The sequence below is a fragment of the Elongatibacter sediminis genome, from assembly GCF_037892215.1.
GTDB classification, from domain to species: Bacteria; Pseudomonadota; Gammaproteobacteria; order Xanthomonadales; family SZUA-36; genus Elongatibacter; species Elongatibacter sediminis.
In genome coordinates this window covers 194,658-210,339 of sequence record NZ_JAZHOG010000005.1, presented here as the reverse complement: position 1 = coordinate 210,339, position 15,682 = coordinate 194,658, and the positions used below count along the sequence as shown (strand labels likewise).

Annotated in this window: 15 protein-coding genes; 7 read left to right on the top strand and 8 right to left on the bottom strand. The window is 63.1% G+C overall.

Going from position 1 to position 15,682, the window contains the following annotated elements:
* Positions 1 to 52: 52 nt before the first annotated feature.
* From V3330_RS09385 to V3330_RS09370, 4 genes are all read left to right on the top strand, one after another.
* Positions 53 to 649, top strand: coding sequence for a hypothetical protein (locus V3330_RS09385; protein ID WP_354695152.1), 597 nt, complete (start codon positions 53 to 55; stop codon positions 647 to 649).
* Between the two features lie 29 nt (positions 650 to 678).
* Positions 679 to 2,832 carry a TIR domain-containing protein gene (locus V3330_RS09380; RefSeq protein ID WP_354695151.1) on the top strand — a complete coding sequence of 718 codons (2,154 nt, stop codon included), beginning with the start codon at positions 679 to 681 and terminating at the stop codon, positions 2,830 to 2,832.
* A gap of 1 nt (position 2,833) precedes the next feature.
* Positions 2,834 to 3,376 carry a hypothetical protein gene (locus tag V3330_RS09375; RefSeq protein WP_354695150.1) on the top strand — a complete coding sequence of 181 codons (543 nt, stop codon included), beginning with the start codon at positions 2,834 to 2,836 and terminating at the stop codon, positions 3,374 to 3,376.
* A gap of 106 nt (positions 3,377 to 3,482) precedes the next feature.
* On the top strand, positions 3,483 to 5,189 hold the full coding sequence (locus tag V3330_RS09370) for a hypothetical protein (RefSeq protein ID WP_354695149.1): 1,707 nt from the start codon (positions 3,483 to 3,485) through the stop codon (positions 5,187 to 5,189).
* Positions 5,190 to 5,219: 30 nt separating this feature from the next.
* On the opposite strand, the gene V3330_RS19615 is transcribed toward V3330_RS09370, so the two are convergent.
* Positions 5,220 to 5,516, bottom strand: coding sequence for a LysM peptidoglycan-binding domain-containing protein (locus V3330_RS19615; RefSeq protein ID WP_435791707.1), 297 nt, complete (start codon positions 5,514 to 5,516; stop codon positions 5,220 to 5,222).
* A gap of 54 nt (positions 5,517 to 5,570) precedes the next feature.
* The gene (gene acs, locus V3330_RS09360; RefSeq protein ID WP_354695148.1) at positions 5,571 to 7,514 is read right to left on the bottom strand and encodes an acetate--CoA ligase; all 1,944 of its coding nucleotides are present in this window, start codon (positions 7,512 to 7,514) and stop codon (positions 5,571 to 5,573) included.
* 179 nt (positions 7,515 to 7,693) lie between these two features.
* On the opposite strand from acs, the gene V3330_RS09355 reads away from it, so the two are divergent.
* A complete protein-coding gene (locus V3330_RS09355) occupies positions 7,694 to 9,907 on the top strand; it encodes a patatin-like phospholipase family protein (protein WP_354695147.1) in 2,214 nt (737 codons plus the stop codon).
* 114 nt (positions 9,908 to 10,021) lie between these two features.
* On the top strand, positions 10,022 to 10,228 hold the full coding sequence (locus tag V3330_RS09350; RefSeq protein ID WP_354695146.1) for a dodecin family protein: 207 nt from the start codon (positions 10,022 to 10,024) through the stop codon (positions 10,226 to 10,228).
* Positions 10,229 to 10,235: 7 nt separating this feature from the next.
* Here V3330_RS09350 and V3330_RS09345 read toward each other — a convergent pair whose 3' ends face one another.
* Positions 10,236 to 10,670 carry a DUF3465 domain-containing protein gene (locus V3330_RS09345; protein WP_354695145.1) on the bottom strand — a complete coding sequence of 145 codons (435 nt, stop codon included), beginning with the start codon at positions 10,668 to 10,670 and terminating at the stop codon, positions 10,236 to 10,238.
* A 7-nt stretch (positions 10,671 to 10,677) separates the two neighbouring features.
* Positions 10,678 to 11,235: a rhomboid family intramembrane serine protease gene (locus tag V3330_RS09340; RefSeq protein ID WP_354695256.1), complete on the bottom strand. Its 558-nt coding sequence runs from the start codon at positions 11,233 to 11,235 to the stop codon at positions 10,678 to 10,680.
* Positions 11,236 to 11,396: 161 nt separating this feature from the next.
* Between V3330_RS09340 and V3330_RS09335 the strand changes: the two genes are divergently transcribed.
* The gene (locus tag V3330_RS09335) at positions 11,397 to 12,311 is read left to right on the top strand and encodes a BPSS1780 family membrane protein (protein ID WP_354695144.1); all 915 of its coding nucleotides are present in this window, start codon (positions 11,397 to 11,399) and stop codon (positions 12,309 to 12,311) included.
* Here V3330_RS09335 and tatC read toward each other — a convergent pair.
* The 4 genes from tatC to V3330_RS09315 form a co-directional block, all read right to left on the bottom strand.
* Positions 12,296 to 13,093, bottom strand: coding sequence for a twin-arginine translocase subunit TatC (gene tatC / locus V3330_RS09330; RefSeq protein ID WP_435791704.1), 798 nt, complete (start codon positions 13,091 to 13,093; stop codon positions 12,296 to 12,298). The genes V3330_RS09335 and tatC overlap by 16 nt on opposite strands.
* The gene (tatB, locus tag V3330_RS09325; protein ID WP_354695143.1) at positions 13,080 to 13,412 is read right to left on the bottom strand and encodes a Sec-independent protein translocase protein TatB; all 333 of its coding nucleotides are present in this window, start codon (positions 13,410 to 13,412) and stop codon (positions 13,080 to 13,082) included. The genes tatC and tatB overlap by 14 nt, the downstream gene beginning before the upstream one ends.
* A gap of 9 nt (positions 13,413 to 13,421) precedes the next feature.
* Positions 13,422 to 13,688, bottom strand: coding sequence for a Sec-independent protein translocase subunit TatA (gene tatA / locus V3330_RS09320; RefSeq protein WP_354695142.1), 267 nt, complete (start codon positions 13,686 to 13,688; stop codon positions 13,422 to 13,424).
* Between the two features lie 84 nt (positions 13,689 to 13,772).
* The gene (locus V3330_RS09315; protein ID WP_354695141.1) at positions 13,773 to 15,368 is read right to left on the bottom strand and encodes an NHL repeat-containing protein; all 1,596 of its coding nucleotides are present in this window, start codon (positions 15,366 to 15,368) and stop codon (positions 13,773 to 13,775) included.
* Positions 15,369 to 15,682: the final 314 nt, after the last annotated feature.

The following is a 15,682-nucleotide window of genomic DNA, read 5'->3' as shown; positions in this document are numbered from 1 at the left end:
TGGGCAAAAAGCGTTCGGCGCCAACCGGGCGCATGGAGCACGAAGGAGCGTCATGAGATTTTTGTGTGCACTGACCATTGTGATCGTCGGCCTGACGTCGGCCTGCGCAAACCAGGGTATCAGGCCAGCCAGCGCCGCGATGCAGCGCAGCTTCGCGATCGAGCTCAAACCCAAGCCGAATGGCGCCAACCCCGAGTTGCAGGTCAAGTCCGGACCCCAGGGCTACGGCAAGGGTGGCAAGAAGGACGGCTATGTCGGTTTTGACATCGACGAAGCCGGGTCCATCATTTTTCACATCAAGGGCGAGGACATCGGCGATGTCTGCGCTGGCTCTGGTGACGCCGATTGGGTCATCACCCAAATCGCACTGTCCGACAGTGGCGTGGAAAGTACCGAGAAAGGCGATAACTTCGACAGTGGCCAGGATGCCTGGCTGCAACTGGCCTTTCCCGACGTGGACCTCAGCGACGGCATCGTGTTCGAAGCCGACTGGGACCAGGCATCGGCCACCGTCGCCATCTTCGATGCCAACGCACACGAGGGTCAGAAGGACGTCTACTATCGGGTGACCGCCACCGCCTGCGAGGAAGTGGAAGGCAAGCACGCCACCTTGAGTACGGACCCGATGGTGAGGAATCGCGGCAAATAGCGCGCTGATTTCGCGGTAAAGCGGTCGCAGTGACTCCGCCTCACTACAAGGCCTTCATCAGCTACAGCCACCAGGATGAATCCTGGGCGCGCTGGCTGCAGAAGTCGCTGGAAGGCTACCGGATTCCCAAACGGCTGGTTGGCGCTGAATCCCCGCACGGCCCGGTTCCCAAACGGCTGCAGCCGATCTTTCGCGATCGTGAGGACCTGTCCTCGGCATCCGATCTGTCCACCCGGATCAAGCAGGAACTGGCGGCATCGGAAACGCTCATCGTGGTGTGTTCGCCAGCGGCCGCGCGTTCGCGCTGGGTCAACGAGGAGATTCGCTACTTTCGTGAACTGGGGCGCGGGGATCGCATTCTCGCGCTGGTGGTCGACGGGGATCCGCTGGCGTCCGGCACGGATAACGGCTGTTTCCCCGGAGCCCTGCTCGATGGCGGCAATGGTCATGCCATCGAACCCCTGGCGGCGGACGCCCGCAAGTATGCCGACGGCCGGTCTCTGGCGCGGCTGAAACTGGTCGCCGGGATACTGGGTATTCGCCTGGACGAATTACGCCGGCGTGATGCCCAGCGGCGCACTCGCCGGCGGCTGTTCTGGGGGACGGCCGGAATGGCCACGGTGAGCCTGATCGGCTGGCTGGCCTGGGCGATGGCGACCAGCCAGGAAGCGGCGCGGGTGCAGCGGGCCAATACCGAGGAACTGCTGAGCTTCATGCTGGGTGATCTCAAGCGCCTCGATCCCATCGTCGGGCTGGAAATCGTTGACGATCATGATCTCGCGTTGCAGCGCTACCGGACCGAGCTGGATATCGACGCGAAGTCGAACGAGGAGCTGGTTGCGGCGGCATCGGGCTGGCGTGACCGGGGAATCGACTTCCACGGCCGAGGTGAGCTGGAACCCGCGATGCAGCAGTTCCAGCAGTCCCGCGCGGCGCTGGTCGAATTGCATCAGCGCGAAGGCGGCACCCAGCGGGCTCTGTACGAGCTGGGCCAGGCCGAATTCTGGGTGGGTTACGTGCACATGGATCGCGGTGAACTGGACCAGGCGCAGTTGTCGTTTTCGCGCTACGGCGCGATCGCGCGGCGGTTGATCAATGCCGATCCGAACAACGCCGAAATGGTCATGGAGCTGGCCTATACCCTGGCCAACCTCGGCGCGCTCGAGCGAGCGCGGCAGAACCCGGACACGGCCCAGATCCTGCAGTTGTTCCAGTCCGCGGTGCAGTACAACCAGATGGCGCTGGTGCTCGATGCCGGTAACGACACTTACCGCCAGGACCTGGTAACCATGCTCGCTCATCTGGCGGATGCCTGGCTGGAAACCTGCGACCTCGGCAACGCATTTTCACTGCGCATGCAGAACGTGGAGCTGTCGCGCGAACTGCATCGTGGCCTGCCGGGCGATTCCGGCCTGCAGCAGGAGCTGGCCTACGCGCTGTCCGGGCTGTCCTCGGTGCAGCAGCAAATGGGTCTGCTCGACCTGGCGGAACAGAACATCCGCGAATCGGGTGAGCTGTTGCGCGATTTGTTGTCCCGACAGCCCGGCAACGAATACCTGCGCTGGGAGCTGCTGCTGCGTGAGCAGCGGCTGGCCCGGCTGTACGCCGCGCAAGAACGCCTGGATGAGGCCTGGTCACTGTTTGGCGAAACGGCCGAAGGCATCGAGGCCAACAGGGCACTGAGTGACTCCGATAATCTTCCCGTCGCGGTGGAAGCGGCGGAATTCCGCCTCGATCTGGCCCGGCTGGCGTTTCGCATGGGTGAGGACCGAATCGGCCGGGAGGCGCTGGATCGCGCAGTTGGTGAGCTGGCGGTGCTGGTGGGCGGGAATCCGGGCCACCGTCATGCCGTTCGCCAGTTGGCCCATGCGAGTTTCGCTTACTGGGACCTTACCGGCAGGCTGCCGGGTGGCCAGGTGACGGACCTGCTGGACGGCTACCTGTCCCGGCCCAGGCAGGTCCAAAGCTGCACCGATGCGGGCACGGCGGCGCGCCTGGCTCTGCTGCGCGGCGACCTCGGGCTGGCCAGGGACTATACTCGTTATGTATTGGGCAAGGGCTACTTCGAGCCGGGCTTCGTCGCATTCTGCGGCGAGTATGGCCTGTGTGACCTGCGGTCCGGAAAGGCCACGGACGCTGATCATCAGGCACACGAACAAACACAACAACCACCGGAGCAATGACATGTTGAAACAGGGATCATCGGGCGTTCGGCCCGGACTTTTGGCGTTGGCGCTGTTCGGTCTGGCCGGGGCGTCAGCCGCCGAGGGCGCGGACAAGCAGATCGACCTGACCGTGGTCAGCGGGGAAACAAGCTACAAGCTGGAGTTTCTCAATTCGGAATGCGCGGATCGCCCCGACGAGAAGGGTTGTATCGAGGCGGATCATGGCAATTCGCCGGTGCTGAAGTGGGAGCTGGATCGCGCGTCCAAAGCAGACTGGATGCTGACCCGGTTGCAGTTCAGTCCGGATGGTGATCACTGGGGAGAGCCCGGCCATCCGCTGCAGGACTGCACCATGGAAGCCTTCGCTCTGGAGACCGAGGACCGGGATACCGGGATCGCTTCGACGGCCATGGTGACCGCCAATGGTCGCAAGTTGCAGATTCGCGATCGCAACGAAGCGCCGTGTTCCACCCATTACCGGCTCTATGCGATGCCACGCGCCGGCGGTCCGGAAATCGATTCCGACCCGGTCATCGACAATCGGGGCGGCGGCAATCCCTGAACCACTGCGCGGCGGTACGTCACACTGCCTCGCCTGGAAACGTGAGCCGAAAATCGCCAGCCCGGCCGGGTGCCGCCCGTGCCGGGCGGGCGTATGATCTGAAGCCATGTACCTGACCATCGGCGTTACCGCACACCGCGACCTGGTCGCGACCGAAATACCCGTGCTGGAATCCCGGGTGCGGGGTTTTCTGCAGGGACTGCAGGCCCGTTTTCCGGACCTGGAGCTCGAACTGCTGTCACCGTTGGCGGCGGGCGGAGACCAACTGGTCGCCCGCGTGGCGTTGGACCTGGGTGTGTCCCTGATCGCCGTGTTGCCGATGGCGCAGTCCGAGTACGAGCGTGATTTCGAGTCATCGGAAGAGCTCCGCAGGTTTCGCGGGCTGATTGACGCGGCCGGCCGGGTGGTGGAGCTGCCGCTGCACGACGGCAGTGAACTGACTCCGGACGCCACCGCGGCCTCCATCCGGGATCGCCAGTACGCCCAGGCCGGGGTTTTCATTTCCAACCATTGCCAGGTGCTGCTGGCCTTGTGGGACGGCCACGAACTTCCGCTCGTCGGCGGAACCGCGCAGGTCATCCGTTACCACCTGAGTGCCGTAATGGAGGGCTTCGAAGCGCCGGACACCTCGGCTCATCTGCTGGCCGACAGCGAAAACGACCTCGCCTGCCACATCGTCTGCAGCCGGGACCGTCCCAAGGGTGAACCCGCGGCCGGGCTGAAGCCCATGGAGCAGTACTGGATTACCTCGCAGCATGGCCGGCTGCCGGGCGCGGACATGCCGGCCGAGTACGCCATCATGCTGGACCGCCTGCAGGCTTTCGAGCGAGACCGGGCACGGCTGGAGGCCGCCGATCTCGAAGGCCGCGGACTGCTCGATGACGAATTGCCCGGCGCGCCGCCGCCGGAAAGCGCGCGTTACGTTGAAGCGCTTCACGTCGCCGCCGACCGGCTGGCGCTGAAATACCAGAAACGGGTGAATCGGGGCCTGTACGGCATCCACACCCTGGCCATCCTCATGGGCCTGGTTTTCATCGTCTACTCCGAGTATCCGGCGCCCGACTTCCTAGTGTGGATATTCCTGGCGCTGTTCTTCGCCGGCGTCGCGCTGCATGTGGCCGGTGACCGGCGGGAATGGCACCGCAAATACCTGGATTACCGGGCCCTGGCCGAGGCGCTCAGGGTGCAGTTCTACTGGAATCTGGCGGGGGTGGTGGAAGCGAATTCGGTGGCTTTCGCCTACGAAAACTTTCTGCAGAAGCAGGACGTGGAACTGGGCTGGATCCGGCACGTCATGCGTGCGGCCAGCTTGCTGAGGACCCGGGGAGAAGAGGCGGACCCGGCGTGGACCGGGTGGGTGATCGAACGTTGGGTGGGTGACACCGGTTCCGGTGGTCAGTTGGCGTATTACTCACGCAAGGAAGTGCAGAATTCGAACAATTATCACCGTACCGAATGGCTCGGCCGGGTCTGCCTTTGGAGCGGTATCGGCATCGCTTTCATATTGGGTCTGGCCAGCGGTGTGTTGAGCGAATCCCAGCAGGCGATCCTGCTGGTGCTGATGGGCATGTTGCCGCTGATCGCCGGCGTTCGTGACACCATTTCGCACAAGAAAGCGGAAAAGGAACTCATCAAGCAATACCGGTTCATGGCGAGGATATTCACCAACGCCCGCCAGCTTCTGCGCGGATCGACCGATCTCGCGTTCCGCCGGCGGGTGCTCAAGGCGCTGGGGGAGGCGGCCCTGGAAGAGGGGGCCGAGTGGATTCTGATGCACCGTTCCCGCCCCCTTGAACACCAGGGCCTGAGTTGAGCCACTTTGTGGGCAGGCTGCAGCCGGCTCTTACCCGGGCGGGATGGTGAGTACCTGGCCGGGGAGGATGCGGTCGGGGTCGTCCAGCACGTCGCGGTTGGCTTCGAAAATTTTTCCGTACTGGTTGCCGTCGCCGTAGTGCGTTTCGGCGATGCGCCACAGGGTGTCGCCCGACTGCACGGTGTAGGTGGTCACGTCAGCGGAAGCGGCATCAGCCGCAGGTGCTGCTTCGGCCACATCAGCCGGTGCTGGTTCCGCAGCCGCGCCGGTGTCCTCGTTGCGGTCGCGGTTTCCAAGTACGTTCTTGAGGCTGTCGAGTAAACCCATGGTTCTTTCCTCCCGGGTCGGGGGCGGTCCGGCATCCGGCCGGCCGCAGGCGGTTCAGCAGTTGCGCCGGTTGTCGATCAGGTCCTCGACCACGCCGGGGTCGGCCAGGGTCGAAGTGTCGCCAAGGTTCTCGTGGTCGTTGGCGGCGATTTTGCGCAGAATCCGGCGCATGATCTTGCCCGACCGGGTCTTGGGAAGCGCGGGCGCCCATTGCAGCTGGTCGGGACTGGCGATCGGGCCGATGTCCTTGCGTACCCACTGCACCAGTTCCTGGTGCAGCTCGTCGGTGGGCTCACGGTCGAGCACCAGGGTCACGTAGGCGTAAATGCCTTCGCCCTTGATGTCATGAGGGTAACCGACCACGGCGGCCTCGGCCACGGCCGGATGCGCAACCAGCGCGCTTTCGATTTCCGCGGTGCCCAGACGGTGGCCGGAAACATTCAGAACGTCGTCGACGCGACCGGTAATCCAGTAATAGCCGTCTTCGTCGCGACGCGCGCCGTCGCCGGTGAAGTAGCGTCCGGCGACCTGCGAGAAATAGGTCTGGGCGAAGCGCTCGTGATCGCCGTAAACGGTACGCATCTGGCCGGGCCAGCTCTTCTTGATCACCAGCAATCCCTGGGCGGCGCCGTCCAGTTCCTCGCCGTGCTCGTCGACCAGCGCCGGCTCGATGCCGGGTAGCGGCCGTGTGGCCGAACCGGGCTTGAGGGTGGTGGCGCCCGGCAGCGGACTGATCAGGATGCCGCCGGTTTCGGTCTGCCACCAGGTGTCCACGATCGGGCAGCGGCTGTCGCCCACCACCCGGTAATACCATTCCCAGGCTTCCGGGTTGATCGGTTCGCCCACCGAGCCCAACAGGCGCAGGGATTGGCGCGATGTGCGCTTGACCGGTTCCTCGCCTTCGCGCATCAGGGCGCGGATTGCGGTCGGCGCGGTATAGCAGATAGTCACCCCGTGCTTGTCCACCACTTCCCAGAACCGGCTGGGGCTGGGGTAATTGGGCACGCCTTCGAACATCAGGGTGGTGGCGCCGTTGGCCAGCGGACCATAAACGATGTAACTGTGGCCGGTGACCCAGCCGACGTCCGCGGTGCACCAGTAGATATCCCCGGGCTGGTAGTCGAACACCATTTCATGGGTATACGCCGAGTACAGCAGGTAGCCGCCCGTGGTGTGCAGCACACCCTTGGGTTGGCCGGTCGAGCCGGACGTGTAGAGAATGAACAGGGGATCCTCGGCATTCATCGTCTCGGCGGGGCAGTTGGAATCCACGTGCTCCCGCTCCTCGTGGTACCAGTAATCGCGGCCTTCCGACCAGGCGACTTCGCCACCGGTATTGCGCACCACCAGTACGGTTTCCAGGCAATCGGCGACGCCCGCGCGGCTCAGCGATTCGTCGACATTGTTCTTGAGGGGAACGGTGCGCCCGCCGCGCAAGCCTTCGTCAGCCGTGATCAGTACCCTGGATTCGCAGTCGAGGATGCGGCCGGCCAGCGCGTCTGGCGAGAAGCCGCCGAACACCACGGAGTGCACTGCACCGATGCGGGCACAGGCCAGCATGGCCATCGCCGCTTCCGGAATCATCGGCATGTAGACGGTGACCCGGTCACCGCGTTTTACACCGAGTCGCTTGAGCACATTGGCCATGCGGCACACCTGTTCGTGCAATTCGCGATAGCTGAGCTTCAGGTCGCGGTCCGGGTCGTCGCCTTCCCAGATGATGGCGGTGCGGTCGCCATGTGCGTCGAGATGCCGGTCCAGGCAATTGACGCAGGCATTGAGCTCGCCGTCCTCGAACCAGCGGATGTGCAGCTGGTCGCGCTGCCAGGACACGTCGCTGATTTTCGTCGGGAAACGGTTCCAGTCCAGGCGTTTGGCCTGGTCGGCCCAGAACTCGTCGGGATTCTCGATCGATGCGCGATACATGCGCTCGTAGTCTTTCTCGTTGTACAGCGCCTGCCTGGCAAACTCTTCGGGAACCGGATGAATGCTTGACATGTAGTTACCCAGGGTTGAAAAAGATCGTCCCATTGTAGCCAATCGGTGGTCGGGGTCCATGTCGCGATTGGGCCCGGAACTGTCAGCACCGTTCCATCGGGGGCGTGGCCAAACGGGCCCGAGGAGAGCTTGCCGGACTCGATATAATCGCCTTCTCTCCCCTTCCAGCGGAGCATTCGATGCGATTTTCTCACTTGTTGCTCGCGGCGATGGTGCTGACCACTCTCCCGGCGACGGCCCGGCCGGCCGAAGCGGAACATCAGCGGCCGCGCATTGGCCTGGCGCTGAGCGGTGGCGGAGCCCGTGGCGGTGCGCACATCGGTGTGTTGCGCGCACTGGAGGAACTGCAGGTGCCGATCGACTACATCGCGGGTACCAGCATGGGGGCGATCGTCGGCGGATATTACGCGGCCGGGTACTCGCCTGACGAAATCGAGCGCATCGTCAGCGAAACCAACTGGATCGAGGCGTTTTCCGACCAGCCGGACCGGCGTGGCACGACGATGCGGAAAAAAGCCCTGGATGCCAAGTTCCTGATACCCCATCGGGTGGGTTTCAATCGTGGCCGGATTCAGCTCCCGCTCGGCGCTATCGAAGGGCAGCAACTCGACCAGATTTTCGAGAGAGTGCTGATGGGTGTGCGGGAAATTTCCGATTTCGAAGATCTGCGGATTCCGTTTCGGGCCGTGGCCACCGATCTGGCCACCGGAGCTGAGGTGGTGATCGGCGAGGGCAGTCTGCCGGATGCGATTCGGGCCAGCATGTCCGTACCCGGTGTTTTCGCACCGGTGCTGCTCGACAACCGCATCCTGGTGGACGGCGGCATGGTCAACAACCTGCCGATCAGCGTGGTGCGAAGCATGGGAGCCGATATTGTCATCGCGGTCGATATCTCCTCGCCGCTGCTGGTACGCGAAGAGTTGACCTCGGTGGTTTCGGTGACCGAACAACTGAGTAATTTCCTGACACGCCGCAACACCATCCAGCAATTGGCCACCCTCGGCCCGCGGGACGTGCTGATCGTTCCCCAGTTGGGGCAGTTCAGCGCCGCAGACTTCGTCAAGGTGCTCGATATCGTTGCCGATGGTTATGACGCGGTCATGGTCAGCCGGGCCGCGCTGGTGCCGCTGCGGTCACCGGGCGAGAGCCGGGCGCAGACCGTGAATCTGGCCGCGGCCGCGCAGGACCCTTACGTGGTGGAATACATCGAAATCAACAACCGATCGGTGCTGAACGACGACATCATCCGCTCACGCCTGCGTCTGCGGCCCGGCGAGGCGCTGGATATCGCACGGCTCGAAGACGACATCGATCACGTGTACAGCCTGGATGTGTTCCAGTCGGTCACCTACGACCTGGAAACCCGGGCCGACGGCAGCCGGGGCGTCATCATCAATGCCATACCGCGGAGCTGGGGTCCCAATTACCTTCAGTTCGGGCTCGAGATTTCGGATGACTTCGCCGGCAATACCGACTTCAGTCTGGGCGCGGCCTACACCCGCAATGCCCTGAACAGCCTCGGTGGCGAAATGCGGGTGGAATTCACGCTCGGGCGTGAGGATCTGCTGGAATTCGATTTCTACCAGCCCATCGACCGCAATGCCCGCTGGTTCATCGAGCCGCGGGTATTCGGAACCCGTGAGCAGTACAACGTATTCGAGGGTGACGACTTCGTCGCCCAGTTGGAAATCCCGGGCGTTGGCTTCAGCTTTGGCCTCGGTCGCAATTTCAGTTCCACCGACCTGCTGCGGCTGGAGTACGAACTGTTCAGGGGCGATGCCGATGTGCTGATTGGCGATACCGACATCCTCGGCGAGGAGTCGGTCGATATCGGTGAAGTCGTTCTCGAATACCGGCACGACAGCCAGGACAACCCGTGGTTTCCGACTTCAGGCCACCTGTACGTCGCCGGCCTGCGAGCGGCGCGGGATAGCCTGGGCGCCGAGATCGACTACGAACAGGCCTACTTCGGCGGTTCAATGGCCTACACCCTGGGACGCAATTCGGGACTGTTGAGCCTGGAGGCCGGCTATAGCATCGATGACGCCGCGCCGCTGGAACGGTGGTTCGAATTGGGCGGGTTCGGCCGTCTGTCCGGCCTGGTTCCGGACCAGTTGCTCGGCCGCCATGCGGGGCTGGCGACCCTGGCCCTGTATCGGCGGCTCAATGACGTGGACCTGTTTCCGGTGTTCGCGGGTTTCACCCTGGAGGCCGGAAACGTGTGGCGCGAGCGTGCCGACATCGATTTCGCCAGCCTGCGTTATTCCGGCAGCGTATTCCTCGGCGCCGACACCCCGCTGGGCCCGCTGTACCTGGCTTACGGCCGCAGCGACAACGGCGACAGCACGGCGTATCTTTTTCTGGGTAATCCGTGGAAAGCACGCCGCTACTGAAGTTCATTGTTCTGCCTGTCCCAAAGGGTCACGGGGGCTGGCAGCTTCGTCGCCATGGCCTATGCTTGAAGGCGACAGCCCGTTAATCTGAATCACGAATCAAGGAGAATGCCCATGTCGGTTGCACGAGTTACGGAAATCATCTCTTCATCCAACGAGTCCTTCGAGGATGCCGTTCGGAGTGGTTTGAAACGCGCCAGCAAGACGCTGAAAAATGTGCGCGGCGCCTGGGTGGAGGGGCAGAAAGTCGATTGTGACTCCGACGGATTCATCCGTGAGTACCGAGTGATACTCAAGGTGACGTTCGTTCTGGAGGATTGATCTTCCGCTACTCGTAGCGGACGCCCTTGTGCTCGATCCAGCCGTGTTTGACGCCGGCTCCGGGATCGCGGTGGGTCCAGTGCACCACACCGCCCTGTGCGTTCCATTCGTATTCACCGCGAATGGCGAGCAGATCGTAGACGGCCAGCGGCACGCGGGCCGCCAGTTTCAGGTTGTGCGCCACCAGCAGGGAATGGCCATTGTCCAGTTCCACGATGAATCGCTGGTGCGGGTTGCCTTCGGTGTCGTCAGGAAGCAGTCGCCTGACCCGGGCGTCGAATTCCACCATGATGCCGGACTGCTGCCTGGCGAAGGCCTCGGCAATGCGGTCGTGGCTGCGTACCGTGTCGCCGGGAAGTCCGGGTCCGAACTGGCGCCACAGCAGGAACAGCACCGCGACTGCGATCCAGCCGGCGTAGTCCTTTTTCAGCCACCTCTTCATGCCGGTGCTAGCGCCGCCAGGTCATGCTCGGTCGCCAGCCCCAGCGCCACAGCAGTCCGGCGCCGAACAGCATGCCGCCCAGATGGGCGAAATGGGCGATGCCGGGCATGGTGCGAGTCACGCCGAACAGGAATTCAACGCCGCCGTAAATCAGCACGAACCACTTGGCCTTGATCGGTACCGGGAAAAACAACAGGAACAGCCGGTTCTCCGGCCACATCACGCCGTAAGCCAGCAGCAGGCCGAACACGCCGCCCGATGCCCCGATGGTGGGATAGACGCCGCCCTCGAACTGCTGCACCACGATTTGCGCGGCAGCGGCGCCGATGACGCAGATCATGTAGTAGGTCGCGTATCGGTTGCTGCCCAGCGCGCGCTCCAGTGGGAAGCCAAACATCCATACCGCGAACATGTTGAAAAACAGGTGGTTGAAGCCGCCGTGCAGGAATCCGTAGGTCAGCGGTTGCCACGGCCGGAACAGGCCGCTGTCCAGTGGCCACAGGGCCAGGGCCGCCGACAGGTTGTTGCCCAGAAAGACGAGGGCACAGGTGGCGATGATGACCATCGATACCGGGGTCGGCGATGTGGTACTCGGAAATGCTTTCAAAAGTCAGCCTGTTTCAATCTGTGGCAGGGTGCGGGTGAATAGACCATGGGTGGGTGTGAGCGGTTCAGTTTACAATACCGGCTCGCCCAATTCTCCGAATCAACGGATCCGCCCGTATCATGAGTTCCAAGCCGAACGTATCCATACGCGTACTCCCTGCCGGGGCGGGACTGGCCTGGCTGGCGGGCAGCCTGGCACTGGTGCGGGCCCAGCCGTGGCGCCTGCTACTGCTCACCGTTCTGATGCAAGCGGTACTCAGTCTCAGCCAGGTTCCGCTTCTGGGTTTGCTGGTGGTGCTGGCCATGCCGGCGTTTTCCGCCGGACTGCTGCAGGGTTTCCACATGGTCAGCGCCGGACAGCGACCGCCACTGGCGGTGTTGTTCACGCCACTGACGTCCCGGCCGCGGACCGGCCGGCTGCTGGCGCTGGGTGCCGTGATGTTCGCGGCGGGCATCCTGTCGGCGTCGCTGTTGATGGGGGGCGCGTTCGGCGAGGGAGCCGGTGGGCTTGATCCTGACCTGATTTCCCGAATCGAGCAGGGCGACACCGAGGCATTGACTCAAATCGATCCCGAATTCATCTTCCGGATGGCTGCGGCGCTGGCGACGGCCGTGGCAGTGACCGGAACCCTCAGTTACCTGACGATACCCCTGATCTGGTTCAGCGAACTGCCAGTGGGCACGGCTCTGCTGGCCGGTCTGCGGGCCATGGTGGTGAACTGGAAACCCTTTCTGGTGCTTGCTCTGGGGATGGCGGCGGCGCTGGTCCCGGTTGCCCTGGTTCTCGGCATGCTGTTCGGCGGGGGCGGGGCCTCGCCGGGCGGTTCGGTGCTGGGGCTGGTCCTGGTCATCGGGGTGATGTTGTTCGTGCAATTGATGATATTCGGCACTCAATATTGCGCGCACCGGGCCATTTTCGGTTTATCTGATGCCGGAGGGTCGTCGACCGGAGCGCCGGACGACAACGTGAACAACGGGGATGACGATCGCGGAGACCGCCCGGAGGGCGGGGACGGCGGTCAGTTCGTGGCCTGATCCTCGTCTGCTTCGTCCTCGGCCGCCGCCTTGACGCGGTCCGGCAGCAGGATGCGCGCCATGACCAGACCAAACTCGAACAGCAGCCACATAGGCAGGGCCAGCAGGGTCTGTGATATCACGTCGGGCGGGGTCAGCAGCATGCCCAGTGCGAAAGCGCCGACCAGAATGTAGCCGCGCGCCCGGGCCAGCCGCTGCACCGTGGTGATGCCGGTGGCGACGAGGATGATGGTGGCGATGGGCACCTCGAAAGTGATGCCGAACGCCAGGAACAGCGTGATCACGAAATCCAGGTACTTGCTGATGTCGGTCATCACCGTGACCCCTTCGGGGGCAACGCTGGTGAAGAATCCGAACACCAGGGGGAATACGACGAAATAGGCGAAGGCGCAGCCGGCGTAAAACAACAGCACCGACGTGTACAGCAGCGGTTTGGCCAGTCGCTTCTCGTGGCGGTACAGGGCCGGCGCCACGAAGGCCCAGATCTGGTAGAGGACGACGGGGATGGACAGGATCAGCGCCAGCAACAAGGCCAGCTTGAACGGCGTGAGAAACGGTGACGCCACATCGATGGCGATCATGCTGCTGCCGGCGGGCAACTGGGCGGACAGGGGCTCGGCGAGCAGGCTGTAGAGTCGTCGCGAAAACGGCAACAAAGCCAGCAGTACCAGCAGAACGGCGGCGCAGGCCTTCAGCAGGCGGCCGCGCAACTCGACCAGATGCTCGAGGAAAGTCTGTTCGCGGTCGTCCTCGGGCTCGGCCGGGGTATTAACGGGAGTCATCGCCGGAAGGGGGTTTGGGGTCTTTTGCGTCACCCGATTCGGTGATGTCCGCATTCATGTCGCGTTTGAACGAATCCACTTTTTCGTTGACGTCACTGACCGTCGAGCGTACGTCCTTGCTGAACTGCTCGAATGGCTGTTTGAGCTCCTCGGCCCGCATTTCGGCCTCGATCGACCGTTTCAGGTTCAGCCAGCTGCTGCGTGCTTTCCGGGTGAGTCCGCCCAGTGTGCGCGCAACTTTAGGCAGCCGCTCGGGACCCAGAATGAGCAGGCCGATGATGAACAGCAGGACCAGCTCGGCAAAGCCGACATCGAACATGGGCGGAGGTCAGGGCTTGCTGGTGGATTCGTTTCCGGACCGTTCTGTGTCGGACGTGTCGGAAGCGTTGGGCGAAGTCGTCGCATCGGCGCCGATGGCATCCGCCTCGAGGCGTTCGGCGTCAGCGTCCTTTTCCTCGTTCATGCCTTTGCGAAAACCTTTGACGGCCGCGCCCAGATCGCTACCCATGTTGCGCAGCCGCTTGGTGCCGAACACCAGAACCACGATGAGCAGCAGCACGACTAGCTGCCACATACTGATACCACCTAAACCCATGATTGCGCTCCGTGATGCCGCAAAAAGGAAAGTTTAACGCAAACGAGCCGGGGAAACGGTGTTGTTTTCGGTTCCGGCCCGGACTCAGATGCGCCGGATGAAGACCAGCCCGGTGATGAGCATCAGCAAGGCGAACAGAAGTTTGCCGGCATCGCCGAGCGTGGGAATGCCTTCGAGAAACACCGTGTTGACGATGGTGCAGGACCTGGGGCCGTCGCCCACGCGGACCGGGATCGGATTGGCACAGCCGTTGTCGGCCTCGACCGCGCTGAAAACGGGGAACTCCTCGGCGCTGCAGGTGGTGTTGCCTTCGTAGTCCGGCCGGACCTGCGCGGTGAGGCTTTGATTGCCCTCGACGTCCCACGACCACGTCATGGAACTGCCGTTGGCCACGCCGTCGCCGCCGAACACGTTCTCGCAGGTGAGCTCGATGCTCGATACGTTCACCGAACCCAGTTCCTCGGCTGCGAACAACCATTCCTTGATAACCGTGAATTCAACCGGATCGGGGTAATTTTGCACCTGGCAGAGGTTTTCGCTGCCACTTTCGATGTCGGTAAACATACAACTCTGTGCACTCTGCGGTGCCGCGCAGGTTGATTCGCCGAGGCAGGTGTAGGTGGGCGAATAACCCGCCGGGGGTGTCTCGGTCACCGAACACTCCAATTCACCGGAATCGAAGTCGGTGACCACGAACTCCACTTCGAATTCACCGAACACCCCATCGTTGGGCACGACCTCGATGCTCTGTTCCAGGGGAAGTCCGGTGTTGCAACTCAGATTCAGGGTCACCGGCGTCACATCATTGCCATCGACGTAGCGTTTTTGAACCGTGAAGCGCGCCGTTTCGCCGCCGCCCGTGCTGCAACCCCGAGGAACCGTGATGGCCAGGCTTTCGAAGCCCTGCTCGGTGGTGTTGGCAACCGCGGTGGTGCTGAACGGGTTCAGTCCCAGGCGCAGAATCTGGCTCGGGAACGGACCGCCGGGCACGGCCCGCCGATCGGTGATGGCCCACAACTGGCCGCTGTTGTCGAAAGCAAGGCCGGCCTCGTGGTAATCGCCCGCTGCGCCGCTGAGGGTGCCCACCTCGACGGTGGTGCCATCGGCGACATTGATTTCGTAGAGTTTGCGCGAATCCACCGCGCCGCCGCTGGTCAGTCCGTTACCCAGTCCATAGAGTTTTACCGGGGTGCCGAAGGCCGCGATTGCGCTGATGTTGGCGCCGAGCGCGCCGGCCGCGCCCACCTGGCTGGCCTGGCCGTCGAGGCCGACGACAAAAAGTGACTGGGTGGCAACCGACGTCAGATACAGATTGCCATTGCAGGCGAAGGTCATGCCGAAGTCGTTGCCGCCGCCGCCCGGGATGCCGGTGATGTTGACTTCTTCCTGGTTGACCACGATGCCGTTGTCGACATTGAGCGGGAACAGCCGCATGGCCTCGTCGTCGGCGCCATACAGGGTTCCGTCGGGGGCGAAGGCGAGGCCTTCCACGTCGAGCCGCGTTTGTCCCAATGACTGGATGCGACCGAGCCGCGTGTGCGCTCCCGTGGCCAGATCGATCCGGTACAGGCTGTCGGCATCGCCGCTCGGACTGTCCGAATTGATGCTGTAGCCGTCCGGCGCGGCCGCGACCGTGGCCGACAGTGCGGTCAGCAGGCTGAGCAGACAAAATTTGGACAAGCGGTTCATCAGGGCAAACAATACTCTCGTTCGTGGGAACGACGGGACGCACATGCTAGCAGAAAAAACATGCAAAACAAATTGTTATCGCCTGTTTTGCAGGCCCGTTCCGGACCTGGTTCCGGGGGTGTTGGTATTCCGCAACAATGTGTCCGCGTCTCGGCCACCCGGAACCCCCGCAGACGACCGACGCAAGCCCAGCAACGGCGGGCTTTACGGCGACTCCGCTTGGCGTGCTGTATTTTCCCTGCAGGATCGGCGATGATCGGAGCCGTGGATTGTCGCGTATAAACAACAGCCCTTCCAGGTCCGGG